Origin of the sequence: Endozoicomonas acroporae (genome assembly GCF_002864045.1) — a bacterium.
GTDB classification, from domain to species: Bacteria; Pseudomonadota; Gammaproteobacteria; order Pseudomonadales; family Endozoicomonadaceae; genus Endozoicomonas; species Endozoicomonas acroporae.
Genome location: NZ_PJPV01000025.1, coordinates 1 through 18,680 on the forward strand (window position 1 = coordinate 1; position 18,680 = coordinate 18,680).

At 50.0% G+C, this 18,680-nt stretch carries 17 protein-coding genes; 6 read left to right on the forward strand and 11 right to left on the reverse strand.

All coding sequences use genetic code 11. From position 1 onward, the window contains the following. Positions 1–460 precede the first annotated feature (460 nt). The 4 genes from rpoH to ftsY all read right to left on the reverse strand — a co-directional run bounded on the left by rpoH (position 461) and on the right by ftsY (position 4,771). Positions 461–1,315, reverse strand: coding sequence for an RNA polymerase sigma factor RpoH (rpoH, locus tag CX664_RS04585; protein WP_101745598.1), 855 nt, complete (start codon positions 1,313–1,315; stop codon positions 461–463). 297 nt (positions 1,316–1,612) lie between these two features. Then, positions 1,613–2,701, reverse strand: a complete 1,089-nt coding sequence (gene ftsX, locus CX664_RS04590) for a permease-like cell division protein FtsX (RefSeq protein WP_101745599.1) — start codon at positions 2,699–2,701, stop codon at positions 1,613–1,615. Further along, positions 2,698–3,366, reverse strand: coding sequence for a cell division ATP-binding protein FtsE (ftsE, locus tag CX664_RS04595; protein WP_101745600.1), 669 nt, complete (start codon positions 3,364–3,366; stop codon positions 2,698–2,700). The genes ftsX and ftsE overlap by 4 nt, the downstream gene beginning before the upstream one ends. Positions 3,367–3,451: 85 nt before the next feature. Beyond that, on the reverse strand, positions 3,452–4,771 hold the full coding sequence (gene ftsY, locus CX664_RS04600) for a signal recognition particle-docking protein FtsY (protein ID WP_101745601.1): 1,320 nt from the start codon (positions 4,769–4,771) through the stop codon (positions 3,452–3,454). 522 nt (positions 4,772–5,293) lie between these two features. Between ftsY and rsmD the strand changes: the two genes are divergently transcribed. The 5 genes from rsmD to CX664_RS04630 all read left to right on the forward strand — a co-directional run bounded on the left by rsmD (position 5,294) and on the right by CX664_RS04630 (position 11,081). Further along, entirely contained in the window at positions 5,294–5,983 is a 690-nt protein-coding gene (gene rsmD, locus CX664_RS04605) for a 16S rRNA (guanine(966)-N(2))-methyltransferase RsmD (RefSeq protein WP_420810343.1), read from the forward strand. A gap of 252 nt (positions 5,984–6,235) precedes the next feature. Further along, a complete protein-coding gene (locus tag CX664_RS04610; RefSeq protein ID WP_101745615.1) occupies positions 6,236–7,330 on the forward strand; it encodes a malate dehydrogenase in 1,095 nt (364 codons plus the stop codon). 264 nt (positions 7,331–7,594) lie between these two features. Continuing rightward, complete coding sequence (locus tag CX664_RS04615; protein ID WP_101745603.1) at positions 7,595–9,052, forward strand: coniferyl aldehyde dehydrogenase; 1,458 nt, start codon at positions 7,595–7,597, stop codon at positions 9,050–9,052. A 1,244-nt stretch (positions 9,053–10,296) separates the two neighbouring features. Further along, positions 10,297–10,779, forward strand: coding sequence for a pantetheine-phosphate adenylyltransferase (gene coaD, locus CX664_RS04625; protein ID WP_101745605.1), 483 nt, complete (start codon positions 10,297–10,299; stop codon positions 10,777–10,779). A 53-nt stretch (positions 10,780–10,832) separates the two neighbouring features. Then, a complete protein-coding gene (locus CX664_RS04630) occupies positions 10,833–11,081 on the forward strand; it encodes a YfhL family 4Fe-4S dicluster ferredoxin (RefSeq protein WP_101745606.1) in 249 nt (82 codons plus the stop codon). 56 nt (positions 11,082–11,137) lie between these two features. Here CX664_RS04630 and CX664_RS04635 read toward each other — a convergent pair whose 3' ends face one another. Continuing rightward, entirely contained in the window at positions 11,138–11,743 is a 606-nt protein-coding gene (locus tag CX664_RS04635) for an FMN-dependent NADH-azoreductase (protein WP_101745607.1), read from the reverse strand. Between the two features lie 141 nt (positions 11,744–11,884). Here CX664_RS04635 and CX664_RS04640 point away from each other — a divergent pair, with 141 nt between their 5' ends. Then, positions 11,885–12,238, forward strand: coding sequence for a LysR family transcriptional regulator (locus CX664_RS04640; RefSeq protein ID WP_163373140.1), 354 nt, complete (start codon positions 11,885–11,887; stop codon positions 12,236–12,238). Here the strand turns inward: CX664_RS04640 and CX664_RS04645 are convergent. The 6 genes from CX664_RS04645 to CX664_RS04670 all read right to left on the reverse strand — a co-directional run bounded on the left by CX664_RS04645 (position 12,230) and on the right by CX664_RS04670 (position 18,440). Beyond that, a complete protein-coding gene (locus tag CX664_RS04645; RefSeq protein ID WP_101745609.1) occupies positions 12,230–12,451 on the reverse strand; it encodes a DUF2835 family protein in 222 nt (73 codons plus the stop codon). The genes CX664_RS04640 and CX664_RS04645 overlap by 9 nt on opposite strands. A gap of 271 nt (positions 12,452–12,722) precedes the next feature. Beyond that, positions 12,723–13,538 (reverse strand): hypothetical protein, encoded by an 816-nt coding sequence (locus CX664_RS04650; RefSeq protein WP_101745610.1) that lies wholly within the window; start codon positions 13,536–13,538, stop codon positions 12,723–12,725. 246 nt (positions 13,539–13,784) lie between these two features. Continuing rightward, positions 13,785–14,960 carry a histidine phosphatase family protein gene (locus CX664_RS04655; RefSeq protein WP_101745611.1) on the reverse strand — a complete coding sequence of 392 codons (1,176 nt, stop codon included), beginning with the start codon at positions 14,958–14,960 and terminating at the stop codon, positions 13,785–13,787. Between the two features lie 66 nt (positions 14,961–15,026). Next, entirely contained in the window at positions 15,027–16,244 is a 1,218-nt protein-coding gene (locus CX664_RS04660) for an FAD-dependent oxidoreductase (protein ID WP_101745612.1), read from the reverse strand. Positions 16,245–16,563: 319 nt separating this feature from the next. Next, complete coding sequence (gene ubiH, locus CX664_RS04665; RefSeq protein WP_206679276.1) at positions 16,564–17,790, reverse strand: 2-octaprenyl-6-methoxyphenyl hydroxylase; 1,227 nt, start codon at positions 17,788–17,790, stop codon at positions 16,564–16,566. A gap of 35 nt (positions 17,791–17,825) precedes the next feature. Next, positions 17,826–18,440 (reverse strand): UPF0149 family protein, encoded by a 615-nt coding sequence (locus CX664_RS04670; RefSeq protein WP_101745614.1) that lies wholly within the window; start codon positions 18,438–18,440, stop codon positions 17,826–17,828. Positions 18,441–18,680: the final 240 nt, after the last annotated feature.

Below are 18,680 nucleotides of genomic sequence, written 5' to 3' on the forward strand. Positions count from 1 at the left end.
GCACAAGCGCCCACACGAATTGTCTGATATCTTGTTAAATAACGTTTGCTTTGCATAACTGGTCACTGGCAACTGCCAGCCGACCACCGAAAGCAAGGCCGCCTATCTTACCGTGGCGACTTTCGTTGTCAAGCGATCATTTTTCAGAAGAAGAAAGAAGCTTTCCAACTCGCTAACGTTGCTCTCAAGCCCTGTCAGCGGAGGCGCATCTTACCGCGCCAGTTTGATTTGTCAACCGGTTGTTTTTCATTCAATCCAAACAACCCACTTTCAAACCGCACTTCCCGGTCAGCGATGATGATTCATTCTGCTGATCCGTGGGTTACCGTTTCAGGTTAGCCCGTGGAAGAGCGGCGCATTTTACGCAGGTGTGGATAAAAGTCAACACCCTGAATTTTTTAACCTCATAAAAAAAGCCGCTATTTAGCGTAGCGGCTTTTTCCAGAACGTTTAATCGGCATCAGGCTTCCATAGAGCCTTTCAGCTTTTTCATCGCATTCTTTTCCAACTGCCGGATACGCTCAGCAGATACTCCATAGGTGTCCGCCAGCTCATGCAGCGTTGCCTTTTCTTCTGCCAGCCAACGCTTCTGCAGAATATCCCGACTGCGTTCGTCCAGCTGTGCCAGCGCACTTCTCAGCTGGGAAATAGAACTGTCGGACCAGTCGGCATCTTCAAGCAAAGAAGAAGGGTCTGAGTTATGGTCTTCCAGATAATAAGCAGGTGCCTGATAAGCAGTATCGCTATCATCGTCACCATAGCCATCAAACGCAGTATCCTGGCCAGCCATTCGGCTTTCCATTTCGCGAACCACTTTAGCTTCAACACCCAGATCTTTGGCTACGGCATCCGCTTCATCTTTGGTTAACCAGGACAGCCGCTTTTTAGCGCTGCGCAGGTTAAAGAAAAGTTTGCGTTGCGCTTTCGTGGTCGCGACTTTCACAATGCGCCAGTTGCGTAGAATAAATTCGTGTATTTCCGCTTTGACCCAATGCACAGCAAAGGAGACGAGCCTTACCCCAACTTCAGGGTTAAAACGCTTAACCGCTTTCATAAGACCCACATTGCCTTCCTGAATCAGATCTGCCAGTGGCAGACCATAGCCGGAATAGCTTTTGGCAATGTGAACAACAAAGCGAAGGTGAGACATGACCAGCTGACGAGCCGCTTCCAGATCATTATGAAAGAAGAGGCGCTCAGCAAGGGTCTTTTCCTGTTCAGCAGACAACACAGCAATACTGCTGACTGACGCAACATAGGCATCAATATTGCGGCCAGGAACTAACATATCGACTGGTTGAAGACTGGTGCCCATAACTGACTCCGTCAAGATACCCTCTTAATTAGACTCTGTTAAAATAGCTGAAATTCAAACGAATTCTAATAATAACAACAATTGGGTTCACAATCGCTATCGACTTTACAGGACATTTTCTTACTTTACACAGACTAGGAGCCTGTCCGAGAATAGCGCCCGTAGCGAGGATGGCAGAAAATTGAGGATAAAAAGTCGGAAATTTTAGTGAATAGTGATTCTATTTACTAAAAATTTCCGACTTTTTAGACCAATTTGCTGCCACCGCAGTAGGGCAGTCTATTCTCGGACAGGCTCCTAGTCAGGTACTAAAGCCTGAAAATGTCGATAGCAGCTGCTCATTGCCCCCAGAACACCAAACGCTATTCCGGCCAGCAACAAAACGCCCAACACGCCAAAACCGGGGCCAGATAATACCATCTCGCTATTATACAGTCCGGCAATATTCATCATTTCATGACTCAGGACAGCTAATAATGAAAAAACAATCACTTGAGCCAGAATAGCGCCAATCACACCATACCAGATCCCCATATAGATGAAGGGCATGGCAATAAAGCCCCGGGTTCCACCCACCATACTGATAATTTTGATTTCATCACGGCGGCTTTCAATACTGAGGCGCACGGTGTTGCTGATCACCAGAACCACGGTAAGCCCGAGAATCCCGCCCAGCATGATGGCAAAGCGTTCAAGCATCGTCAAAATTGCCTGCAGCCTCTGTACCCACTGCCGGTCCAGGCGAACCTGGTCAACCCCTTCCATCTGTTGATAATGGACCACGGCATCATCCAGTTGTTCAAAAGAAGCCTCACTGACAGGCAGCAGCTCAATCACTCCCGGCAATGGATTAAACCCAAGCTGGCTAATTACATCCTGCAGTCCGGCCTTTTGCTGAAAGTCGTTCACCCCCTGTTCCGGTGACAGGTAGACAACTTCTTTAATCAGAGGGTCTTGACGATAATCCGCAATACGTTGATCGATAATTTTCTGGCTAACCCCATGATTGAGGTAGATTGAGATTTTGGGCTGCCCATCCCAGGCTGCCCCCAGCACCTGCACATTACTCACCAGAACAAACAGTAAAACCGGCAGGGAAAAGGCAACCGCGATCAGCAAGCTGTTTAACAGACTGGCCACAGGGCTGTTCAGCAGACGGGTCAGTGCATCCCTGCCCACCTGCCGATGCAGGCTAACGAAAGAGTGCAGTGTCAGGGTTGCTACGGTCTGGCGATTGGCACCTCTTTTATGGGCATCTTTATTGGCTTCTTTAGGAACAAAGCTTCCCGCACCCTTTCCAGCGGTTTTGCCCATACCCGCCTGCTCATCCACTGTGCGCCGACGACCATGTTGCTGTCGCCTGTTGTTCTTACTGAACAGACTCACTGAACCTCCTGGTCTGCAACCAGCCTGCCATGATCCAGGGTCAAAATACGGTGCCGCATCCGGGCCACCAGTGCCAGGTCATGACTGGCAATCAACACGGTAACACCCACCTGATTAAAGTTCTCAAACAGCTTCATGATTTCCGTGGACAACTGCGGATCAAGGTTTCCGGTTGGCTCATCCGCAAGAATCAAAGCCGGGCGATTCACAACTGCCCGCGCCAGACCAACCCGCTGCTGTTCACCACCGGACAGGGCCACTGGCAATAACTTTTCCTTGCTTAATAACCCGACCATATCCAAGGCAGCGCGAACCCGGCCTGCACAATCACTGGGAGAATAGCCTGCGATCAGCAGTGGTAAAGCGACATTTTCAAAAACAGTACGATCAAACAGCAGCTGGTGATCCTGAAAAACCACACCAATGTTGCGGCGAAGATAGGGAATCCGGCTGTTCTTCAGAGCCCGCAGGTTATGACCTCCCACCCAGACCTGACCTGCACTGGCCCTCTCAAGAAGCATAATCAGCTTCATCAGGGTACTTTTTCCTGCACCAGAATGGCCTGTCAGAAACGCAATCTCTCCCCGCTCCAGGTGAAAACTGACCTGCTCAAGGCCAACATGACCTCCCGGGTAACGCTTGCTGACACCGTCAAAGCGAATCATCCAGCTGTCCTTAATCTATCTATTGGATGCTATTCAAGTCACCAACACTCTAATGAGCGACATTTGCCGCTCATGGCAGGTCATGTCAACCTTCCCGGGAAAAAAGCGCTTTAACAAACTCCTTAGCCGAGAAGGGTCTCAGGTCATCTATCTGCTCACCCACGCCCAGGAAACGGATTGGCAGTTTCATCTGTTTGGACAGCGCGAAGATCACCCCGCCCTTCGCGGTTCCATCCAGTTTGGTCAGGGCCATGCCGGTTAACTGCACCGCTTCATGGAACAGACGAGCCTGGCTCAGGGCATTCTGCCCGGTGCCCGCATCCAGTACCAGTAACACTTCATGAGGCGCATCGGGGTCCAGCTTCCCAAGCACCCGCTTCACCTTTTTCAACTCCTCCATCAAATGATCCTTGTTGTGGAGGCGGCCAGCGGTATCGGCAATCAGGACATCGATATTGCGGGCTCTTGCTGCTTCGAAGGCATCAAAGATAACGGAAGCACTGTCAGCACCGGTATGCTGGGCAACCACCGGAATCTCATTGCGCTCACCCCACACCTGCAACTGTTCAACCGCAGCCGCGCGGAATGTATCGCCAGCCGCGAGCATAACCTTGCGGCCTTCGGACTGAAGCTTACGGGCCAGCTTACCAATCGTGGTGGTCTTGCCCACACCATTAACGCCCACCACCAGGATAACAAAAGGGGTGTCCTGTTTCGGGATAACCAGTGGCTGGTCAGCCGGTTCAAGAATATCAGCAAGCTCGGATTGCAGCGCAGTCATCAGGGCATCCGCATCATCCAGCTCTTTGTACTTAACTTTCCTGGTCAGCTTTTCAATAATGTCAGTGGTGGCTTCAACGCCCACATCGGCGACCAGCAGCTGGGTTTCCAGTTCATCCAGAAGATCATCATCAATCTCCTTTTTACCGATAAACAGTTCTGCAACGCCTTCAACCAGAACGTTACGGGTTTTGCTCAACCCCTGACGCATCCGGGCAAAGAAGCCACCTTTGGCTTCAGACTTGTTCTCTGGCTCAACCGGCGTTTTTTCGGGCGGTGATTCTGGCTCAGCAGCCCGGGGAATTTCAGGGGCAGCAACAACCGGTACTTCTTTGCCAGAAGCCTCAGGTGCTTTATGAGCGGATTCAGGATGAACAGGCTTATCTTCAGTGCCCTGAACAACCTCAGGCACTATCTCAGGCACAACGTCAACAACACCGGCTGAAGACCCAGAAGCCGACTCAGCAGAAACTTCCGGTGTTTCTACAGTGGATACAACGTCTTCTACTTCAGGCTCAGCCTTTGCCTCTAACTGTTCTTCAGAAACTTCATCCCGGGAACGTCGACCCCAGGGCCAAAAACTGCGTTTGGCTTTTTTCTCATCGTCTTTGCGCGAACCGAACATAGACTACTTCTATAACCTTGGTGGGAACGCCTGATGACTAGGAGCCTGTCCGAGAATAGACTGCCCTACTGCGGTGGCAGCAAATTGGTCTAAAAATTCCGTTTTGTTCGGCAAATAGCCCCGCTATTCACCTCACAAAACGAAATTTTTATCCTCAATTTTCTGCCATCCTCGCTACGGGGACGCCTAGTCGGGCGCTATTCTCGGACAGGCTCCTATCAGGATTGCCATCGAACTGAAGCCTGGCCGGAGAAGTCCCCGTAACAGGCAATGAAACGCAATGACAATCCATCATGCAGGCTATGGATAATCGCTAATCCTATCTTAATTCAGACTGTCACGAAATGAACTTTCTCAGGGAAAATAGTCCATCTTTCATGAACCCGAATGGAACCATCCACAATAAAAAACGGCGACTTCGGGCTACTGGAAGTCTGACACTTTTCTCCGGGTTTGTTGTATTTCACCAGGCTCTGCTGTCTATACACACCAGGATGACTGGTAACTCCATGACCTGAAGCGATGAAACGAGTATGCTTACGCTCCCTGTTGCCCCCCCTGCCCGGCTGGAGCCTGTTAATGCCTCGCAAGTCTCGAAATCCCAAGCATCCTGAATCACGTGCTAACACCGGCCCTGCTCATACCGGTGGTGGACAGCTGCGGATTATTGCGGGTGAATGGCGCAGTCGTAAGTTGCCCGTAGCCAATGTACCCGGCTTGCGCCCCACATCAGACCGGGTAAGAGAGACAGTATTTAACTGGCTGGCCATGATGACACCGGGAGCCAGGGTTCTGGATGTATTCAGTGGTACCGGCGCACTGTCCATGGAAGCGCTTTCCCGGGGGGCATCTTCAGCAGTGATGCTGGAAAAAAGTCCGGTTGCCGCAAGAACGTTGAAGAGCAACCTTACACTGTTAAAAGCTGAGCGTGCCAGGGTGATTGAGTGCGATAGCCTTACCTGGTTAAACCAACCGGCTGAAACCGGTTTTGACCTGATTTTCCTGGACCCACCGTTTCGGATGAACCTGCTGGAGCCTGCTTGCCAGCTGCTGGAAAGCAATGGTTACCTGAATGAAAACAGCCATATTTACATTGAGGTAGAGAAAGAGCTGAACCCTTTACCAACCCCGGAGAACTGGCAGCTGGAAAAGTGCAAAACCGCTGGACAAGTAAGCTTCAGCCTCTGGTCGTACATGAAAAAACAACAATAACCAACGTCTCACATATGGACTTACCGAAATGATATCAGTAATCTGTGCGCGGCTGATCTTTATCAAATAAACAGTGCGTCTGAACGCTGTATTATCCACAGGCTTAATGTTCAGCAGGCCATGGGTCGGGTGTCTCTTTTATGACTTTTAATAAGTGCAAGAGAGCACGAAAAGCTTCAATAAAGAATGGCTCATGGCGATCTGGACGCATTGCTAATCCAAGAACCTGAAAACTCTAAGGAGCAGTTCCCCATGAAACAACCCGTACGAATTGCGGTCACAGGTGCAGCTGGCAACATCAGCTACTCTCTGCTGTTCAAAATCGCTGCCGGTGAAATGCTGGGGCCTGATCAGCCTGTGATTCTGCAACTGGTTGAGATCCCACAGGCTATGGACAAACTTCGTGGCGTTGCCATGGAGCTGGAAGACTGCGCCTTCCCACTGGTTCACGGTATCAGTCTGCACGACAATCCGTTTGATGGTTTCCGTGGCATTCATTTCGCCATGCTGGTCGGTGCCCGTCCCCGTTCCAAGGGTATGGAGCGCGCCGACCTGCTGGAAGCCAACGCCGTTATCTTTGCCGAACAGGGCAAGGCGCTGAACGAAGTGGCTAACCGTGATGTTAAAGCCCTGGTGGTGGGTAATCCGGCAAACACCAACTGTCTGATATTGTCCCGCAATGCGCCCGACCTGGCACCATCCCAGTTCTGCGCCATGACCCGACTGGACCACAACCGTGCACAGGGCATCCTGGGTAACAAACTGGGGGTTAATCCTGCTGATATCGAAGGTGTCTGCGTGTGGGGCAACCACTCCCCAACCATGTACCCTGATCTGCACCACGCCCAGGTACTGGGTGATGAAGCCGCCATCGATATGATCGACGAGCAATGGTACAAGGAAGAATACACTCCTCGTATCCAGAAGCGTGGTGCCGAAATCATCGAGTGGCGTGGCCTCTCCAGTGCCGCCTCCGCCGCGCAGGCCGCTCTGGACCACATGCGCGATTGGGCCCTGGGCAGCGATGGTCGTATTGTATCCATGGGCATTATTTCCGATGGCAGCTACGGTGTCGCCAAAGGCATCTACTACTCTTTCCCTGTCGTTTGTGAATTTGGCAGCTACCAGATTGTTCAGAGCCTTCATATTAACGACTACGGTCAGTCAATGATGAAGAAAACTGAACAGGAGCTGTTAGAAGAAAAGGCAGCTGTAGACCACCTGCTGCCTAAAGAAACGGCTGCCTCCCGCGAAGCATTGAGGACATCCAGCCGCAGCGGCCAGACTGAGTTTGATGCAGGCATCGATACCGGCGAGTCATACTACAAGGCTGACCGTATCTGCTAATCAGTCCACCTGATCAGTTGAGACAAAAATACAGGAAAGGCTCTACGTGAGCCTTTCTTTTTGTCCACGTTATCAACACAAGAAAACAGTCAATACGCTCTTCTCTGAAACATGTAAAATAACATACCCATAGTCCAGCTATTCAGTTCTATGTTGAGCCTGCATCAGAGATGCAGGTGTACACCCAACCAACGAGGGAAAGCCTCCCTAATAAGACAATAAAAATTATTAAATCAACCATTAGCACCCAAGAGGGAAACAACAATGACCGCTGCCGAACCCATTATGTCCGAGCACAGGAAAGTGACCCGGCAAATCCCACCTCCCCTGGAAGATCTGCTTGCTGCCCAGAAGAAAGCCTTTCTGCAAGACCCCAACCCCAGCTATCAGGAACGGGTGGATCGCCTGAAGGCCCTTAAGAAAGCATTGCTGAGCAATAAAGACGCATTACTGTCCGCTTTGGATGAAGATTTTGGCGGCCGATCCAGAAGTGAGTCATCACTGACTGAAATCATACCGAACCTGGGCAATATCCATTACACGATCAAGCAGCTTAAAAAATGGATGCAACCCAGCAAGCGAAAGCTGAACCCTCAGTTATTGCCTGCCTCAGCAAAAGTCGTGTACCAGCCCTTGGGCGTGGTCGGTATTGTGGTGCCCTTTAACTACCCACTGTTCCTGTCGCTAAGTCCATTGCTGACGATTCTTGCCGCCGGCAACCGGGCCATGATCAAGATGTCGGAATTCACACCAAAAACCTCGGAGCTGGTTGCCCGAATCATTGAGCAAACATTTCCTGCTGATCTGGTCACCGTCGTTTGCGGTGACGCACAAGTGGCAACCGAGTTTACCAGCCTGCACTTTGACCACATTATTTTCACCGGTTCGACAGCGGTCGGTCGCCATGTCATGGGAGCCGCTGCAAAAAACCTGACCCCGGTAACCCTGGAGCTGGGTGGTAAGTCACCGGTTATTGTGGATAACGACTTCCCGATTCAGGAAGCGGCAGAAAGAGTATGCTACGCAAAAGCCCTGAACGCCGGTCAAACCTGCGTAGCACCGGACTATATTCTGGTGAAAAATGACCAGAAGGCAGCCTTTATCGAGCACTATCTCAACGCCTTTCGAAAAATGTACCCAACGGTCAACGGAAATAATGATTACACCTCGATCATCAATGACCGCCACCACCAGCGATTATTGAAATTACTGGCTGATGCCAAAGCGCAGGGCGCAACCATCCACACACCGGGTAATGAGGAAATTAACGACGGAAGCCGTCGAATCCCCATCCACTTAATTGAGAATCCAACTGATAATATGGGCGTTATGCAGGAAGAAATTTTTGGCCCGCTGCTTCCTGTCATCGGCATCGATAGCCTTGATGAAGCCATTCAGTTTGTCCAGCAACGGCCCAGGCCCCTGGCACTCTACTACTTCGGTTCTGATACAAACAATCAGCAAGCCGTATTGACACAGACCCACTCTGGCGGTGTCTGTATTAATGAGTGTTTGTTACACGTCGCTGTTGAAGATATGCCGTTTGGCGGCATTGGCCCATCAGGCATGGGACACTACCACGGCCATGAGGGCTTCCTGACATTCTCCAAGGCCAAGTCGGTGTTAACCAAAGGCAAGCTGAACAGCACTAAAATGATCTACCCGCCTTATGGTGGCTGGCTGCAGAAAAAAATGCTGGGTTTCCTTTCCGGCCGGAAATAGACCCTGTCTCAGACTTAGGGGCCGCTTGCCAGCGGCCTTGCAAAAACTGGTTCAGACGTTCTGGTACGTCTCTTCACTGAACCTGAGGACATAGGAACTTTTGCGAAATAATTCAGTCTAGTAGTCAGTAACAATTTGCTGTCAGCTTTATTGCCAACAGAGCATGGGTTGAAAGCAACTACTATTTTGAGGAAATACGCAACATGAATCCATGTAATGCACTGACTTTACCGTTGACAACCATGAAACATTTGGCCCAACGGGCATCGGATTACACCTGTACTTGTCCAGATGACTCCTCTAACAACTATGGCTGCCCGATTGTCATGAGCTCATTGCCCTCTGCTGCCTTTGGTGGTCTCATAGGTTGCGTTCACTGCGGCGAAACTGGTTTATGGGCGTGCATATGCTGGCGCTGGTGCTGGTGCAGCCCTCACCACCGGTGTTCTTATTGCCTGCTATGGCTGCGAGTGCGTCCAGCTTCGGCAGCGACAGATCACCACCTGTACCAGACAGGGCTCCCTTGCCAATGGGCAGCAACAGAGCCTTAAGCTACCATCGGCACCACCTTTATTATTGGGAGCAGAAAGTTTAGATGCTAACTCTAACTACACAACGCCTGTTCAGTCCCAGCCGGAACCAATGTACTCATTCCTGTTATCAGGCGACGCCATTAAGAGTGACCTTCCAGTATTTTTACAACCTGACATCGCCGAGAAGAAATCAAGCACGGGGATAGCGTGCCCTGCCTTCTGCCCGGGTTCACAGACAGACTATGTTTGACAAACGTTTGACAAACAGGAGCGCGTTCATCGTGCTGTGGCAAGGCCTTGGCCAGGGCTTGTCAAGCTGAATAAAGAGATAAAATGTCAGTCAGGGTAATCCAGTCGTCTGCGCTACCCACTGTTTAAGTTCGCATTGCAGTTTAACATTCTCAGACTTTTAACATGAATCTGTACACTTAATAACCATTCCAGCGCCATGACTATATAAACGCATAACTTCTGAAATTTCTCATATCCTCAACATTAAGTGCCCCAGAACGCTGATCATTTGAACCCTTTTGACTATTTCGTTAACATGCCCTTTTACTAAAAAAAGGTCGCCATATTCGCAGATCAGTGAATGACGTCAACGGGAGTCTGTCCAGCAAAACAAGACAGTTTTCTGGTAAACCGCAGAACTCCTGAAATGTTTTGTATCTCTGATCTGTTGTTGGATTTGTGGCCGGAGAGTCATTTTTAATGATCAAGGTAATCTATCCTGGTACGTTTGATCCTATTACCAAAGGTCATATGGATCTTGTTGAAAGAGCGGCCAAGCTGTTTGATACCATTGTTATTGCCGTTGCTGAAAGCCCCAAGAAAAAGCCATTGTTCGATCTGGAAACCCGGGTCAGTCTGGCCAAAGAATCCATCGCTCATCTGCCAAATGTTCAGGTAACCGGCTTCAGCTCTCTGCTTGCCAGTTTTGTGGAAGAGCAGCAGGCCCAGGTTATTCTCAGGGGGTTAAGAGCCGTTTCTGACTTTGAATATGAATTTCAGATGGCCAATATGAACCGAGTGCTGGCACCCAAAGTGGAAAGCCTTTTTCTGACACCAGCAGAGCAATACTCCTATATTTCCTCTACACTGGTTCGGGAAATAGCCTCTCTGAATGGGGATATTTCCAAGTTTGTATCACCATGTGTTCAGAAAGCACTGACAGATAAGTTCAACGGAAACTGAGATACTGTCCGTTATTCATTTGTTTTTACAAGCTGAAAGGTAGCCAGGAGCCTATGGCTTTAATGATTACTGACGATTGCATTAACTGCGACGTCTGCGAACCGGAATGCCCGAATAGTGCTATTTCACCCGGGGAAGAAATTTACGAGATTGATCCACTACTGTGTACAGAGTGCGTTGGCCATTATGATGAACCTCAGTGCCAACAGGTCTGCCCGGTAGACTGTATTCCGAAGAACCCGGACTGCGAAGAAACTCAGGATGAGCTGATGGAAAAGTATCTGATCATCACTGCTGCCTGACAATACGCCGCAAACGTATCGTTACGTTTGCGGCATCCAGCTTCAGAATTTACCCATCAAGCTACAACAAGATGGTCCATTGTTGCTTCTGCATCATGGATTGACTGGCCCTTAATATCATCCCCCATGTTAAGCCCTTCCGCATAAACAAACTCAACATCCCGGATACCGATAAAGCCAAGAAACTGGCGAACAAGCGCCGTTTGCGTATCGAGATCAGTCCCCTGATACTGACCACCTCGCGCGGCCATAATGTAAGCCTTCTTACCTTCCACCAGACCGACCGGTCCCTGCTCGGTATATTTAAATGTGATCCCTGCCCTGGCAATAAAGTCGAACCAGGATTTCAGGGTTGAAGGCAAGCTGAAGTTATACATAGGCAAGCCTATTACCAGAATATCAGCGGTCTTTACTTCCTCAATCAACTGATCAGAAAGCGCTGTCATTTCAGCCTGTCGATGGTTTTTCTGGTCCTCAGGGATACCAAAACCCATCACGATTTCCGCATCCAGATGGGGAATCTGCTGGTTAGCCAGGTCTCTTACCTGATGCTGAGTATCAGGGTTCGCTGTCAGAAATCGCTCAACAAACTTCTGTGACAGTTGGGTTGACTGCCCATGTTCACCGAACAGGCTGCTGTTGATTTGGAGTAATTTAGCCATGCTTCCCACCTTTTCAGATCACTATTGTTATTAACTTGATGGTTGTATCCAATGTATGAATTTATCGTCGAATCTAACGAAAGAAAAGTTCAAAATACTGCATGAATGTATCGATTTTTTGGATATATAGAGACCTGCAAAATGTCAAAGGCAACACTCGATCAGTGGCGTATGCTTCAGGCAGTGGTAGAACATGGCTGCTTTGCCCAGGCTTCCGAGGTGATTTTCAAAAGCCAGTCCACCATCAGCTCTTCAATAAGACTGGTGAAACAGGGGCTTGGGTTTGCATGGCTACCAACCCACCATATTCAGCAGGAGCTTGAAGCAGGCGTGATCAGACAATTAGATACCCGGCTCAGTAATAATCGGAATGTACAGCTGTACCTGGTAATTCCTGACCTCAGCTATATTGGCCCTGCTGCACAAAAACTGGCAGCCATCCTAAGGGATTGCTGCCATGGAGCCGCGTATCAGAGTTTCTCAGAATCAGGTTAGACGGATAAGATCCAGAAACTTGCCATCATCGCCATAGGAAATTTCAAAACGACCATAAATTCCCTCTCTGGTGACAAATTTCAGCATGATGTCATAGGGAATACTCATACTCTGGCCCGATTCAGTGCGAACTCTTACAGATTGCTTCTGCCCTTTATAGAACTGAAGAACTTGCTCAGAATTGAGTTTTACGGAGAACACAGCCTTATGCATTGCTCAAACCTTTGTGTTTCTTATTAAGACTAATCGTTAAAAGAAGGCACCTCTCAGTTTAGCAACCTTCTCTCACAAAGGTTATAGAACAAGGCTAAATTACGGTTAGTTTTCTAAGAAGTGGGCTATCCAAATTCTTCACCTATGTCACTGAAATCAGCAAATTGATCGTTTTCAGACACAAAATCGCTTGTTCGAGGACCAGTTCCTTAATAAGCCGGGCACCACCAGGTACCCGGCTGATAACCATAACTGCCGGAAAACCAGACAGTTATTGCCCGGGAGGCGGAGGCATCAACCCTTCAGGAAAATCCATATTGTTGGGAATTTGCATCTGTTGCATGACCTGATTAATGGAATCCCGAATACTATCAATCATTGCCTTGTAACCGACATCAAAGCCCCGGTAGAAAGCCAGCTCTGTGCTCCTCAACTCACCGGATGGCTGAACAACGGCAGGCTGTTTACCCTCAGGATTCTCGCCACCAAAAAATGCCTCCATTGAGGTAGGAACCGTTAAGGCAACACGCCCTCCGGTCATATAACCATCAATAAACCGCCCCCTGACAAACGGATTGTTATCACTGCCAGCACCGGTGTTCCGATAAGCATCGGCAGCTTCGCACCAGCGATCTTTATACTCACTCATCAAGTCTGCTGAAGCACAGTTATACTCTACAATGCCCATTGCCTCCATAACGGCAAAATAACCGTCACGATAGCCCATGTCATAGGGAGTATCAGATAGGCTATCGATATCACCACCAAGGCCCAATCGACTGTCAGCCGCCTGGCTGGCCAATGCATATCCCTCACGAAATCCGTTGATATAGACCAGAAAATCATCCGAACTGGTGGATTGACCACGCTGTTCGAACTGGTCTTTGGCTTCACACCATGTCTGCTCAAGCAAGCTGGTTTTGTCTGGATTATTACAGGTATAGGACTCAGCCCCCTGATCGACACCGGCCATGTCTTCATACACTACCGTCGTGACCTCTGGACACTCATGGGCTTTATTACAGCCTTGCAGACCAATCAGTATTGCAACCACTGGCAATACTGCCGCCAGAAAATGTTTCTGCATTTAATTACTCCTTCAAAGAAACTAATGAACTTGTTATTCAATACAGTTTTGACGGAACTGATTAAATATAGTTCAGTTTTTTTTCTGATTTCCCTGAAGGCACTTGATTTTATTAACCTCTTGATAATGCCCTTATCCTTTGAAGGCCAATGACATGAGTTGCTTTACTGTTTGCGGAGCACAGCGATTAATAACAGTAACAGCCTGAATACATTAATGTTTCCACCCACAACAGGAGGTCGGCAATTAACGGGCAGCGACACTCCCCGTGGGGATATAAGGTTCAAAGTTCATTCCACCCCGCTCCCTGGCACACAAATAATCCCAGTCATCAGGCAATGATTGCTCAAGCAAAACCAGCCACTGATCCAGCGAACAGCGTCCCGCACACCCGGGTACCGCAAAAGGCTGGTGATTCAACGACAGGGCAACTTCCGGGCGACCATCATTCCAGTTAAGCTGGACGCCAAAGTGTGTTGCATAATCCACCATTTTGTCGGATGGCGCACCCAGCATGGTCATGATCGCCAATAAGTTACTGTCACTGGCGGAGTAAAGCGTCCATCGCTGGCAGGAGTGGCAACTGCCTTTTTCTTGCAGACACTGCTGCACACGCTTGAAATCCCTGATCATCGCTTTGGCTAAAGGGGAACCGATAAGCTGGGCAATTTCATAATTAGCCACAATCCGGCTCACGATCCAATGTAATAACTCCTCCAGCTCCACCGCCTGTTGATTTGAAATACCTTCGGGCATTGGCAGCTGGTGAATTCGATGTATGGCAATTTGATCGATCAGGGGAAGAAAAGAGTAGAGATCGCCATTACCTTCACGCTCACTCAGTTGAAGCCATAAAGCCAGCTGATCACGGTGTTGTTCTTTTTTTCTTAACCAGTCCGCACTTTTTTCCAGCGCCTGAACACGATGAAGATACCCCGGACATAATCTTTGTGCTGAAAAAAGATCATCATGGGCCAAAGGTGACGCATAAACCGGGGGAACCTGAATGCCCCCCGGCAAGCCTGTTTTACCCACCTGCTCAGGATAAAACCCCAGCAATAAGGCACTGGCGCTCTGAATGGTACGATCCAGACCTTTGGCAAAATGTTGACTGACTTTGGGTGACCAGGAATCGGGGAGGGTTTCAGAAAAATAGTATCTCCGGATTGTCTGCCCCAAAAGGTACTCCTGCTGAAGGCCAGCAGCCGTTAACTGCCCGGGCCCCATTGGCCAGTATTTGGTCATTCCCCCAAGATCCCTGGGAGAACGGTCGCCGTGCCTGACAAGGCTGATAAGGTAATCAGCGGGAGCAGCTAATGCCGACTCAATATCCGCTGCATCAGAACGGATAGATAGCAAACACATGGCAAATACAACACCAAAGACCAAGCCTCTTTTTTTAATATCAGACTGAAGTTTCATACCCTGCCTGCGTGATAATTACATCCAGCAGACAGGATAGGAAAAAATCGAGAGACTGGTTGAGATTTACTGAAGAAACCCGGGAATATCCTTTGATAACCCGGAGGCCTGATCCACAATCATATTCTTAATGAATGGGAATCGATTGGTCAGACTGAGCCCGGTATTTCTTATCCAGCGAATGCCCAGGTCATTGGCCCCGAACAGATTTTGAAAGCCAGTCATGGCCGCCATTGTCAACGAGTTATGTCCGATGCGACGACGCTGATAGCGATCCAGAACGTGCGCGGCAAAATAGTCATCCTCGCGACTGGCCGCTTTGATCAGCTCATCCACAAGCACGGCCACATCCATAAAGCCCAGATTCACCCCCTGCCCCGCCAGAGGATGAATAGTATGAGCAGCATCGCCCACCAGAACCACACCTTGTCGATGATACTGCCGGGCATGCCGTTGACGCAGTGGGTAGCGGAACCGTTGATCAACCTTCAGAATATTGCCCGCCCGATGCTCAAAAACTCTCGCCAGTTCCTGACAGAAAGCATCGTCACTCAAGGCCTCTATCCGGTCTGCCTCTGCCGGTAAAAGGGACCAGACAATTGAGCAATAATGCCGCTCTCCCTGACTTTGCAGGGGCAGAAATGCCAATGGGCCGGAATCCAGGAACACCTGTCTCGCTGTGTGATGATGAAACAGCGCTGTCTCCACGGTGGTGACCAGCGCATGATGCTTATAGTCCATCTGATTTGCCGGAATGCCAGACAATTGTCGCAAACGCGACTCACCGCCATCCGCAGCCACCAGCAGAGGAGCACCGAGCACGTCACCATTTTCCAGAACTATTTCACCGCCCTGGCCGGACAGTTTGTATTCAAGGGTGGTCTGTTGATCAAAACACTGCACGGTTGAGCTGGCCAGCTGTTGCAACAATGCGTTGCGAATCACGTCATTTTCGACAATGTAGCCAAGACTTTTTTGTGGCAGCGATTTTGCGTCAAACTCAACTTGTCCCGTACCCTCTCCATCCCAGACGGTCATGTGAGTGTAAGGACAGGCCCGCTGGGCAATGATTCCTTCCCAGGCACCCAGATAGTTCAGCAGTTTTATTGATGCTTCCGTCAAGGCACTGACCCTGGGCTGCCAGGGATCATTCATCGAAAGCGAACCGGGCTGCAATGTCTGCTGCTCAACCAGTGCCGTCTGCATACCAGATCGGGCAAGCGCCAGGGCCAGAGAGGCCCCCACCATACCTCCCCCGACAATAATGACGTCAATTGTCTGCATTTCTGATCCCTATTTCCCAGATTCAAAGGTACGGGAGACTGTAGGGCCTGTTGACGTTTCGTTGCGTGCTCAGTGGCTCAGAAAGGCGTCATATGCGCGAAAGACTTGCGCAGCGCGTAGTTATTCTACGCCAAGCAAGTCTGACAAAGCAGATGGCGCCTTTCTGAGCCACCCTTCGGGCGTATCAGGGCGCCCCTATGACTTCGTTGCGGCATTTTGAAAGGCAACCAGCCTTCCTGCAATGCCGCGCCTCGTCATAGGAGCGCCCTGATACGCTGAGCACGCAACGAAACGTCAACAGGCCCTAGGTCCCGCCGGTTTATAATCCCATGGCCCTGCGGGTGAATGTTGACTTCACCGGATGGCAATAATCCAGCGCCACCAATCCCAGATTCCGGGACAGTACCGAGGCCGTGTCAGTCCGTGAGAAAAGGCGCACCAGGCCATCACAAAACTGGCTGGTCAGACTCTGGTCGCTCAACTGTTGTTGCCAGTATTCCTGCAACCGACCAAGATCTCCTACGGAGATTTTGCGTTCCAATGAGTCCGAGATATTGCCTGCCAGAGCCACGGTATCCCGAATAGAAAGGTTATAACCCTGACCTGCCACTGGATGTATGGCATGAGCAGCATTACCCAAAATAACCAGTCCCGGCCTTACCTGCTCTTTGGCGATGCGCATGGTGAGCGGATATCTGTCCCGCTTACCCACGGCAATAAACCGCCCGGCCCGATAGCCAAACCGCTGTTGTAATAACACCAGAAAATCATCATCTGCCAGAGAATAAAGTGAATCGGCTTCCACATCCGGTAACGTCCACACCAGCCCTGCCCGATGCGCAAAATGGTGATCACCGGTTAACGGAAGCAGTGCCATCGGACCTTGACCGGCAAAGCGCTCCCAGGCCATACCGTTGTGAGGGCGATCAAGGGCAATATTGGCAATGATCCCCTGCTGATGATAGTCACACTGCTGCAGACCGATTCCCAGCTGATCCATCAACCCTGAGCGGCCTCCATCAGCCAGAACCACCAGCGAGGCAGAAATCTCTGAGTGCCTGAGCTGAACTTTCATACCTCCGGGAACAGGGCTCAGGCTTGCTACCCTATCAGGACTGAACATGGTCACCCTGCCCTGCTTCTGGAAACCCTCTAACCGTTGCAAAAGCACATCACCCAGCACATGATTCTTGACCACATACCCCAGTGCCGGGACACCTTCATCAGAAGCCCGCAAGCGGGAAACCCCAAAACGGCCCCGATCAGACACATGAACATCGGTAATGGCCTGAGCCTGATCCACAAGATTCGGCCACAGTCCAAGCTGCTGGTAAATACAACAGGTTCCCCAGGACAGCGCCGAGGCACGGGCATCAAAACTCGGCGGAATATCTCTTGGCTGACTCAGGTCATGGGTTTCCACCATCGCCAGCCTCAACCCCTGCTTGATAACCACTTGTTCCAATGCACAGACCAGACTGGCTCCCACCAGCCCGGCACCAATCACCAAAACATCGAAATCCATCTTGTCTGTAGAATTTTTCACGTTTCAGCCTCCACCATGATTTTGTGGAACTCTGCTCAGTGCAGGGTTTTGGCAGCGCCTTGTTTTACAGCACGTTGTCCAGAACTTCCATCATCGTCGGGCAGCTCGGGCAAACCACAAACCTCTGCATAGACATTCAGCCAGGCCAAACGAACAAACTCACTCACTTCAACATACAGTTTTTCAGATTCTTCGCTCTCTTCTGCGGTTTCTATCAGGCTGATTTCGGCAAAGTCCCTGAGCACTTCTTCCACCATCTCACTGACCTGACGACTGTCCAGCCCTTGACCAAAGCCAGAGATAAATGACTGGCACCATATTCCAAGTGACTGCGTCCTCAGCCCAAGCGCTTCATCATCATCAGGAAGCAACAGTGTTGCCGCCAGACTACCAGAGTTCAGCTCATTCTGAGTATGCAGAAATAACTGGCTTAATAACTGCCTTGCAGGTTCATCAATCGATTGGTCACCCATCTGCTCAGCAAGCTGCTCCAGCCATTTCTCAAGGCCCGGATGAGCACCGGCGGAAAACAGGCCGCATAAGTAGCCATGAATCTCTGATGGATGACTCTGCTCTGCCAGATGACTGGCGAGTTCATCAAACGATATGAAGGCGGGTTTATCGTCGGGCTGGGAAATGTGGATCGTCATGATATAGGGCCATTGAAATTACTGAGTCGAACTTAAGTAGCTAACCATATGAAATCATATATTTCTGACTCCTTGTTCAGGCACTTTGCTTCGTTACAACTCCGGTCACATAGCTACGGCTATGCTCCCTCCGTTGTGCCTCGCATAGCACCTGCCCAAGTAGCCAGAAATATATGATTTCATATGGCCAGCTACTTAACCGGGATTCTAACAGACTTCCCGGGCAAACTTGTCAGTCAT